4 protein-coding genes are annotated in these 11,050 nt (G+C 42.3%); all 4 read left to right on the forward strand.

Annotated features, from left to right (window positions below; genetic code table 11):
- Nucleotides 1-27: 27 nt before the first annotated feature.
- The 4 genes from JMN32_RS19205 (at nt 28) to JMN32_RS19220 (ending at nt 11,050) form a co-directional block, all read left to right on the forward strand.
- Nucleotides 28-1,725 carry a sensor histidine kinase gene (locus tag JMN32_RS19205; protein WP_202857992.1) on the forward strand — a complete coding sequence of 566 codons (1,698 nt, stop codon included), beginning with the start codon at nt 28-30 and terminating at the stop codon, nt 1,723-1,725.
- A gap of 97 nt (nt 1,726-1,822) precedes the next feature.
- On the forward strand, nt 1,823-4,045 hold the full coding sequence (locus JMN32_RS19210) for an FUSC family protein (RefSeq protein WP_202857993.1): 2,223 nt from the start codon (nt 1,823-1,825) through the stop codon (nt 4,043-4,045).
- Between the two features lie 566 nt (nt 4,046-4,611).
- The gene (locus tag JMN32_RS19215; RefSeq protein WP_202857994.1) at nt 4,612-8,985 is read left to right on the forward strand and encodes a hypothetical protein; all 4,374 of its coding nucleotides are present in this window, start codon (nt 4,612-4,614) and stop codon (nt 8,983-8,985) included.
- Nucleotide 8,986: 1 nt separating this feature from the next.
- Nucleotides 8,987-11,050 (forward strand): fibronectin type III domain-containing protein, encoded by a 2,064-nt coding sequence (locus JMN32_RS19220; protein WP_202857995.1) that lies wholly within the window; start codon nt 8,987-8,989, stop codon nt 11,048-11,050.

Here is an 11,050-nt window from a genome sequence, read left to right on the forward strand (position 1 = left end):
TTGTTTTCTTGTTAGAAACCCTGATTGATGGAGGTAAAACAATCACTTTTTCATTTAGCTAACTTAGGGATTAAGGAAGGACAGACAATAGTTCAGCAAAGACGTATCCGGCTTCTAAACGTTATCACTTTGATAAGCTTAGGCTTGTCCCTGTTTTTCTTAATTATTGATTTTTTCCTTGGGGTATATTATCAGGCATTCATGAATCTTGGTGCCATAGTGTTTGTGGCAATCCCAGTACTATACTTAAACCATATAGGAAAGAATAGCTTTGCCAGAATCTACTTTCTTGCCATGTCTCTATGTTTTATCAATTCAGCATCGTATGTAACCATTAGTCAATTAAGAGATACGGATACGGAAAATATTCTGATTGGCTTTTCTGCATTGATCATTGTGCTTTATGATAATCCCAAAAAGCAGATCTTCTTTTCCATAACGGCTTTATCGCTGATAGCCCTAAAAACCATTAAACATGAAGTCATGGGGTGGGCATTTGATGGGGACTTTGCGCTTTTACTCATCAATTTGCTCGCGTCTTTTATCTGTATATATATATTTACAGGAGCTTTCAAAAGTGATTTACTTGCTACGTTAGAGGTACTCCAGAGTTATAATCAGCAACTAGAAAAGCAGCAGGAAGAGAATTCAAAACAAAAGGAGGCCTTAACGGCTAACAAACATTTGCTTAGATCAATGATAGACCATGTACCATTATTTCTGGCTATGGTAGATCATGAGGGCAAGTATTTGATTGTAAACGCGCGCTATGAACATGCTTTTGGTTTACCAGTAGATGAGATTGAAGGGAAGCACTATAAAGAACTGTTGCCTAACCATCTTTTAGAGGTGCATCAGCCCTTAATTGAGAAGTGCATGCAGGGAGAAGATGCTGAATTCAGCGAATTTAATACGCTGCCCTCCGGTGAGTCTTTTTATGCATTTGGTAAATATAAGCCTGTCAAAGACCAACATGGGAAAGTGACTGCATTTGTCGTCTATGTAGCTGATATTACCCAACTCAAAAATGCGGAACATGAACTCAAACAAATGAATACTACCAAGAATAAACTGCTGAGTATTGTTTCCCACGACCTGAAAAGTCCTATCCGTTCATTGCAGGGTCTTTTATCTATAGCTCACAGTATTTCTCCTGATGAATTTCAGCAGATTACGGGAAAGATAGAGAAGCAGGTAAGAGCTGTTTCTTTTACTATGGATAATCTGTTGAGTTGGGTTAAATCACAGCTTGAGGGTTTTAAGTTAAATATTTCCAATGTTAACATCAGTGATATAGTAACGAACTGTACTGATCTCTATACTGAAGATATTGATGCCAAGGGAATCAGACTGATAAACAATTTGGATACCACAGTTAAAGTCAAAGCAGATCCTGATCACTTGAAATTAATCATTAGGAATATATTAAGTAATTCGATAAAATTCACTTCAGGAGGAACTATAACAATCAGCTCCCGAAGACTGGATGGAGAAATGGAAATTGTAATTGAGGATACAGGTATAGGTATGTCAAAGGAAAAGATCAAAGAACTTCTGTTACCTCATTTACACACCTCTGAACAGGGAACGGGAGGCGAACAGGGGACTGGTTTAGGGTTGGCGCTTTGCGTAGATATGCTTGCGCTCATAGGAGGACGACTGGATATTATCAGTTCGGCGGGTAATGGTACATCTGTCCATATTTATTTGCCTGAGGATGAGTAGATGTGTAGTGCGGTTATGGAATTTCTTCATTACTTTGTGAGCATCTCAAGGTAGCTAAATTGTAAATAACCAACCCGAACATAACTTCACAATCCGAATGATCGAACCAGTAATAAGATTCTTTAAAAGTTTCGATTTTTTTAAGAGTTTTATTCTTACCCTATCTATACTTATCTCTCTTTTTTTTGCCTGGCAATTCAATAGATATGATATAGGCATGGGGCTTATTATTGGTATGTTTGCCTGTGCACCGGCTGATATAGCAGGAGGGAGAAGACATCGTATTATAGGGTTGCTTGTCGCTAATTTTTTTACCATTCTCGCCACGCTAATTATTAATCTCACCGCCTTTAATTTGCTGCTACTGATACCTGTATTAGGAATTCTTGTATTTGCCATTTCTATTATTTCCGTTTTTGGTTTCAGAGCCTCATTAGTGTCATTTGCAGGTTTATTAGCGATCGTTTTCAGCTTTGCACACCCGCAATCTGGCATGGAGCTGATGCTTCATTTGGCCATGATCGGCCTTGGAGGTCTATGGTATTTACTGTTTTCGCTACTATCACATCATTTAGCCGATAAAAATCATACCTCACAGTTAATGGCAGAGTGTATGGCTTTAACTTCTCAATACTTGCGGGTGAAAGCGCAGATGACCTTTCTCAGAGATGATGACAGTAAAGAATTACAGAATGAACTGTTTGAGTTACAAACTCAACTTAACGAAAAGCATGAGACGTTAAGAGAAATTCTGTTGGTTTCAAGGCAGAACTTTGGACTTTCCAACTTTGCCAAGAGGCAGGTGTTGATCTTTATAGAGCTTATTGATATCCTGGAACTTGCAGTAGCCAATCTTGCAGGTAAACATGATGAAAGACTTTTTGCCCAAGACGATGGTAAATATTTTAATTCCTTTTCCAAGCTGGCTTTTGAGATCGTTGATAGGCTCGATTACTTTTCCAGGACTATAGGGAGTCGAAAGCCATTGAATGTGAGTCAGACTCTTAATGATTTATTGGATAAAGCCAATGAAGAAATTAGGGCATATACAAGGTCTGATACTTCTGCGGTTGTGAGAGAAAATGTACTCCACTTACAAAATAAGTATGATTATCTGCACAAATTGGTTCAAAGGCTAGAGGTGATAGAAAATGTGATGAACAACCTGTATAACAGGAACCAGGTGTTACTCAGGGGTAAATATTCATCCAGATTCATTACACAACAAGACTATGACCTGAAAAACCTTGTTGAGAATATCAGTTTGAAGTCTCCGATATTCAGGCACAGCTTAAGGTTAGCAGTCACAATATTGGTAGGACTTATTGTAGGTGCCATCTTCCCATTTCAAAATTCCTATTGGATACTTCTAACCATCATTGTGATTATGAGGCCGGGCTATTCGCTCACGAAACAGCGGTCTAAGCAGCGGATATATGGAACTTTGATTGGTGCAGCAATAGCTGTAGTGGTTGTCTTGATTACACAGAATTTCTATGTATACGGCGTGTTGGCAGGTGTTACCTTTTTAATGGCCTTTGCCCTTGTGCAGCGCAATTATAAAAGCTCAGCGATTTTTATCACGCTGAGTATAGTATTCATCTATGCAATTATTCAGCCCGATGTGCTAAGCGTAATCCGGTTTAGAGTGATAGATACATTGACAGGTGCTGCTTTGGCGATAGCGGCCAATACATTCTTATGGCCTTCATGGGAGTCTTTGAGTATAAAAGAATTCATTACTGAAACCATTGAAGCCAATATGCTTTACTTAAAAGAAATCAATAATTACTATCACCACAAAAACGATACAGATCCATCATATAAACTATCACGAAAGAATGCTTTTCTAGCCATAGGAAACTTAAACGCAGCTTTTCAAAGAATGGCTCAGGAACCGAAATCACAGCAGAAGAACCTCTCGAATATGTATGAAGTAGTTACCTTAAACCATACATTCCTGTCTTTGGCAGCTGCCCTGGGCACTTACATTCATAACCATAAGACCACGGAAGCATCACGCTATTTTGAAATGTATATAGCAGGTATTTGTGAGAATCTGGATATTGCCTTGCGTACGGTAAAGCAGGAATATGTACATGATCATGAAACAGAAGCAAAAGTAGAAGAGGCGCAACAATATCTTGAAAAACAGTATCATAAGTTAATTGATGAAAGTAATCAAGGAATAGCCGATGAATCATCCAATGTTTTAGTTACACCTGAAATTCAAGAGATCAGGCTGATATCCGAGCAATTGAAGTGGATGTATTCCATTTCAGATAATCTGAAGAAGGTAGTGGGGGCAAAGGGAGTGTAATAAACTCTATGTCCTGCTCTTATAAATGAAAAATGTTTTTGTTTACAATAGGAAGTATTTGACACTACTCATAAGAATAAAATAAAAAAAATGAAAAAAATGATTCGAATTAATGTATTGATTAGTAGTTATTTATCTTGAGGTACTCTATGGTATTTAAGTTGAACATATTGCCTGCCATTTTAATAGTGAGCGAATAGTTTGTAGCTTTATACTTTTAAATAATATAGTTAGTCAATGTCTTTACACGGAATACATTGATTACGAATCATCCCCATATTAACTAAGCAGAACGGCTTGTAATGCATAGCAAAAGGATAGCCCTGTCCTTCTGTACATAGTTGTTTAAATTTTAACAAGTGATACATTTTTTTTAGGCAATTACATCCGTAAGTAAGCTGCTTGAAAGTTAATAAATGCAAAAAAAAGATGCATTTGAAACTGTATGTCAGGTCAAGACCTCTGATATACAAATTTACTAGCGCCCCATTAAATAAGTTAAATGACTTATTATGCCTGCTAGGGAGCCCCAGCCCTTTGCGCATAGTATTTTTTAAATACAACAAATGAAACAACAATTTCAAAGGCAGTTACTTACGTTGCTGTTTTCTGTTATAACCATCCTTTGCGCTTATGGTGAAACATATATTACCGACAGTACTACTTCCGACACCACCAACCTCGAAGCGAAAATCCATGCCTTACACGAAAAGGTGGTCAGTGAAGACAGACTAACAACTTCCTTCAAAGAAACTGATCTGGCCAGTTTACCTATAGGCATTGTCAAGAACATTGGTGGTAAGCGCTATATCATAGCTATTGATAAAGCAAGATTTACTCCTCAGGGAGCCTTTTTCGATGCCTATATTTCTCTGTCGGTACCGTTTTCAACCAAACCTCTGGCATTCAAAGCTCAAAATGTAGCTTTTCAACCCGGGGGGCTGGCAAATAGCTCCATGATGCGTCTGACACTTGCCTCTAAACATGAAAGAGAGATCAATAGCAAGATTAAACTCGTTCTGCCTGCTGAAGGAGAGAGGAACTTTATAGAATGGGACTGCAACGGTTTTAAATCTGTCAACCTCAAAGGCGAATTTGAATTCAGTAAAGACATGCTTATTTCAGATGATCCGAAAAAAGATAAAGTTACCGCCACCTTCGAAGTAAACACCGGAGATCCCGGTTCGATCATCACAGCAGTAAATATCTCCCCATTCCAGGTCAAAGCCTTAAAAGGCTTCTCCTTTGAAGTACAGGATGCCGTTGTTGATTACAGCGATATTGCCAATCCTGCAGCTATCCGTTTTCCTGAAGACTATGAAAATGACCCTCAACTTGCATTGCTCTGGGAGGGCTTTTACCTTAAAAAACTCACCGTTACCCTACCTGAAGAACTGCTCACTAAAAATGGTAGAGCGAAAATACAGGCTGAAAACCTGATCATTGATAAAGCCGGCGTCTCTGGCACCTTCAGTGCCATCAACATTTTCAACAGTGAGACTGGTACATTGGACGGTTGGCCACTTTCCGTGACTGATTTGAGCGTTACGCTTTTAAAAGATAAACTATCAGGAGCAGGCTTCAAGGGCGAACTCACCCTGCCGATATTTAACAACCCCATGGGATATGAAGCCCTGATTTACAATGAAGACCACCAGACCAACTACCTCTTTTCCGTACAAACCGGAAAGAGCTTTAATGCCCCCATCCTAGGAGCTGATATAGAGCTCGATTCATCCTCCTTTATCAAAATATCCAAAATTGATGGCAGGTTCAGGCCTGAAGCCATACTGAACGGCAAAGCCAGCGTCAAGTCCGGAGGTGTCAACTTTAAAGAACTACACTTTCAAAAACTTCACCTGGCCACCGTGAAGCCTTATGTAAGAAGTGGAGTATGGTCACTTGTGGGTGAAGAACAAGAAGTTGCCAACTTTCCGGTCAGCATTCAAAATATTGTAGTTCAACACAACCAGCAGCTTATGAAACTGACTGCGGATGTCAGCCTGGCATTAATGAACAAAGAGGATAAAGGGTTTGGTGCTAAAACAACAGTTTCGGTTTTCGGAGAGATAGAAGAAGAAGTCATACAAGTGGGAGAAGAAACCGTTACCGAACAAAAGTGGGTCTACGGAGGCACTAATGTCGCCGATATTCACATCAAGGCAAACGGAGGATGTTATAAACTTGAAGGCACCCTGAGCCTGTTTGATAACGACAACGTCTACGGTTCAGGTTTTAGAGGTAAGATCAGTGCCACCTTCAACCCCGGTCCCATGGTAGAAGCCACTGCGCAGTTTGGCTCCGTTAATAAAATGCGCTACTGGTATACTGATGCTAAAGTGAGCCTGCCTTCACCGATAGGAACAGGCTTTGGTATTTATGGCTTTGGCGGAGGCATGTATTATCATATGATCATGCAGAAATTTGATCAGGTAACCCTTAGTGATGCCTCTGTTTCTGGTAATCATACCCTACAGGTAGGAAAAACCCAAAGTGGAGTAGTTTTTACCCCGGATGCCTCCATAGGTCTTGGTTTTCGGGCCACCGTCATGCTGGGCACCATTCCATCTCCCAAACCTTTTAATGGTGATGCTACTTTTGAAATGGCCTTCAACAATTCAGGTGGGTTGCGCTACATAGGCTTTACGGGACAAGGCTACTTCATGACCGATATGAAAAACCGGAACATAGAAAAAGCTCCCATGTTTGCCGACCTGATGATGCTCTATGACTTTAATAACAAGACTTTTCATGCCACGGTAGATACCTATGTCAACGCATATGGCCTGATCAAAGGTATCCATGAACGCGGACTGGCCGGTTCAGCCGTACTCCACTTCTCACCCGAAGAGTGGTACATCCATATAGGCACACCGGACCAGCGCATAGGGTTAGAGTTTGTAGGCCTCGTAAGAACAGGATCATACTTTATGGTAGGTACCAACATACCCGGCATGCCGATACCACCGGCCCAGGTATCAGAGATTCTTGGGGATATGGATCTTGATTTTATGCGTGATGAAAATGCCCTGGGTTCAGGAGCAGGTTTTGCTTTCGGTACCGCCATGCAGATTGGAACCGGTAAACTCAGGTTCCTTATGTTTTATGGAGAATTTGAAGCAGGCCTGGGTTTTGATATCATGCTCAAAGACTATGGAAATGCCCAATGTGCCGGAAGTAGTGGACCTATAGGGATCAACGGATGGTACGCTTCCGGCCAGGCCTGGGCTTATGTGATGGGTCGCATTGGTATTAAGGTAAAACTGAAATTTATAAAAGGAGAGTTTGACATCCTTCGCATTGGAGCTGCAGCTGTATTGCAGGCCAAACTGCCCAACCCAGTCTATATGCAGGGAATTGTTGGAGGGGAGTTTTCGATACTAGGAGGACTTGTCAAAGGAAAATGTCGTTTCAAAATGACCATTGGCGAAGAATGTGAAATACTGGGCGTTAGCGAAACCACAGGCATCAAAGTGGTGTCAGATGTGTCGCCTGCAGAAGGAGAGGGTGACGTGAGTGTATTCGCTACACCGCAGGCAGCTTTTACAATGAGCATAGGTAAAGCCTATGAAATACTCGATAAAGAAAATGAATACAAATCCTATAGAATAAAGCTCGACTATTTCAAAGTAACTCATCATGGCAAAGAGATCGAGGGGGACATTATCTGGAATGATAGCAAGGATGTGGCCCTGTTTAAATCCTATGAGATATTGCCTCCGAATACAGCCTTGGTGGCTGATGTAAAAGTCTTGTGGGAAGAAAAGATAAATGGCTCATGGAAACCCCTTGGTGGTAGTGGTTCTCAGGAATACGAAACTGAAACCCGGAAATTTAAAACCGGGGCAGCCCCTAAAAACATACCCGAAGAAAATGTAGCCTACAGCTACCCCGTCAAAGGACAATATAACTTTCATAAAAACGAGCACAATCGCAGCTATGTCACCCTGAAAAGTGGCCAGGGCTACCTGTTCAACGGTTCAGATGACCAGGGTGTGAAATGGAAATACCTTGCCAGGCTTTATAGTATACAAGCCTCTCAGGTAGTTGATGTACCCATAGTGTATTCCAGCTTCTCCGGCAAAGCAGGAGGAGAAGTAAGCTGGACCGTACCGCAGGAGCTACAGCCAGGAACCGTGTATAACATCAGGATATTGAAAGTGCCCGCCGAAGACAAGACGCTGGACAGCAATGTGAGTTTTGGAGCTGATAACGTTTATAGCGAAGATGATAATTCCGTAGAAGTAGCTAAAGCCAAAATCGAAGGCACACTGGCACTGGCAGATGATTTTGTCCTCTATGAGACCTATTTCAGGACCAGTAAGTACAACACCTTTGCTGAAAAGCTTACCGCAACATCTGCGGAAAAATCCATAGCCGTATTCATTGAAGGCTGGAATCTAATCAAACTAGGTTACTCCTTTGACAGTGACGAAATTCTTGACCAGTCTGAAATCTATGGTTGGAAAGAGGCCCAATCACTGGTGCAGGTGGAAGCACTGACAGGTAACAACTGGTATAAAAATCACATCTATCCGCACCTTTATCAGCATTATCCGCCTGATAATGAGATCGTGATCAGCGACTGGAAACCCACAAACAGGCCGCAGGGCATACCACCTCTTCGGGCGATGAACATCTACCAATACAACAGAGAACTAAATATTGGAGAAAACGAAGTTTTAGGAACGGCAGTGCCCGGTACCATCTATTTCAACTATGACCTGGAATATTTCACCTATAGGGATTACCACGAATTGACTAATAAGGCCATTAACAAATATCTGGACGGAAGCGATGTACTACCCACGGGAATCAGGACCTTATTAAATACCAGGTACTCCAACCTGCTCTCCAACCAGGACTACGGTTTTAAGATCATGTACGTACTGCCCGGAGGAAAAGTGACCACAACGAGAAATTACGATATCAAATTCTAGGATGAGGAGACTGAAATATTATATAGCAGCATTTGCTCTGGCAATTACATCTGCCGCAAGCGGGCAAAATGAAGAGACGGCTGCCATTAAGGTGATCACTACCTCAGCCGATGAGGGTGTAATTATCCGTTGGGCACCCACCACCCCAGTGGCTTGGCAGCTTGCCAATAACTATGGTTATATGCTCACCCGCTACACCCTGTATCCATCCGATTCTTTAGGTTATTCGGAAAAAATAAAGCTTACGCCAAACGGCTTGCATGTACTTCCTGAAAATGATTGGGAAGGCGTAGCCAACAGTGATAAATGGGCAGCTATAGCAGCCCAGGCCATTTATGGTGAGGACTTCGTTCTGGCTGATCCGGGAGAAGGCGCGACCTCTTTTGTTAATGCAGCCGCAGAACAGGAAAACAGGTTTAGCTTTTCGCTACTGGCAGCCGATGTATCCATAGCGACAGCCGAGGCCATGGGCTTGCGCTGGGTGGACAAAACAGCGGTAAAAGGCACAACCTATGTCTACAGGGTGGAACTGAACAAACAAATGGAAAATTACCCGGTAGAGCGGGGAAGCAGCAAAATCACTTTTACAGCGCCCAAGTCACTTCCCAAGCCTTCCAATGTAGAGGCTACCTTTGGTGACCATAGTGTGAATATTTCCTGGAATACCTTCTATCTTGATGGTATCTACTCATCTTATGTTGTGGAACGCTCAGATGATGGAGGCAAAAGCTTTCACTTGCCAGACGATCTGCAATTCTTTAGCCTGAAAAAGGAAGGTTCTGGGCCACTGGAAAAAATGTACTACATGGATTCCATTCCTGATAACAATATGAGTTATCAATACCGGGTGGTGGGTATCACTCCCTTTGGAGAAAAAGGCCCTCCATCCATACCCGTAGCAGGACAGGGCTATGTAAGCCTTGGCGATGCTATACCGGTAATCGCGGAAACCGTGGTAATGAAAGACGGTATGGTAAATATCATCTGGAAATTTGCCCACGACCTGATCGGACAGGTAAAACACTTTACGGTAGACCGTGGCCCGAAAGCAGGAGGCCCCTATCAACTGGTTAGTGGCAATATACCCACCGGCACAATGGCCTTTCAGGACACGCAGCCCTTGTCCGTTAACTACTACGTGATAAAAGCGTATGGCAAGCATGGTGAAGTACGGCAGTCTTTCCCGGCTATGGTGCAGCTTGAAGACAGCATTCCCCCGGCTACACCGGTCGGACTTGAAGGAAAAGTAGATGATAATGGAAGAGTAACCATTACATGGCAGCCCAACACGGAGCAAGACCTTTACGGTTACAGGGTATTCCGTTCAAACGCCCTGAAAGAAGAATATATTCAGGTTACCGAAGCAGCCATTAATACCGCTGGCTTTACCGACAGCATCAACATCAATACCCTCACAGAGGAAATTATCTATACTGTTACCGCCCAGGACAGAAGGTACAACCAGTCAGGCTATGCGCAGCCGCTCATTCTGAAAAGGCCGGACATTGTACCACCCGATCAACCCGTATTAAAAAGTGTCACACCCGGTGAAGGAACGGTTTTTATTGACTGGTACCCCGCATCGGCCACCGACATAGCAGGGTATAAACTCTTTAGAAAGAAAGCAGGCTCCACCATATGGAAAGAATTTTTGCTTCCCAAAGATTCTACCTCTTTTAAGGACGAGCTGGCAGATACCGGCACGCCATACAACTATTCACTGATGGCCGTGGATGATGATAACCTGGCCTCAGAAGCCACCCAATTTTCTGCACAACCTTTGGCAATGCCCCTTCCTGCCATCTCGAAAGTAAGCCACCAGGCAGACCGGGAGCAAAAACAAATATCCCTGAGCTGGAAATACCCTGTAGCCTATGCAGAAGTAATTGTGTACCGCAGTGAAAACCAAGCCCCACTCAGGCAGTATGCCCGAATAAATGATGGGGAAAAAATATTTACAGACTACCAGCTAAAAGTTGGCACGCTCTACAAATACAGGTTTAAGGTAATTGACAAAAACGGCGAAGAAAGTCCTATAAGCGATGAAATTGAAATTCAATACTGA

The organism is Fulvivirga marina, from assembly GCF_016775155.1.
In the GTDB taxonomy this organism is placed as follows: Bacteria; Bacteroidota; Bacteroidia; order Cytophagales; family Cyclobacteriaceae; genus Fulvivirga; species Fulvivirga marina.

Excerpts from the sequence above, each read along its gene's own strand:
- JMN32_RS19210 (WP_202857993.1), top strand. The coding sequence starts at position 1,823 with ATGATCGAACCAGTAATAAGATTCTTTAAAAGTTTCGATTTTTTTAAG.
- JMN32_RS19205 (WP_202857992.1), top strand. The coding sequence starts at position 28 with ATGGAGGTAAAACAATCACTTTTTCATTTAGCTAACTTAGGGATTAAG.
- JMN32_RS19215 (WP_202857994.1), top strand. The coding sequence starts at position 4,612 with ATGAAACAACAATTTCAAAGGCAGTTACTTACGTTGCTGTTTTCTGTT.
- JMN32_RS19220 (WP_202857995.1), top strand. The coding sequence starts at position 8,987 with ATGAGGAGACTGAAATATTATATAGCAGCATTTGCTCTGGCAATTACA.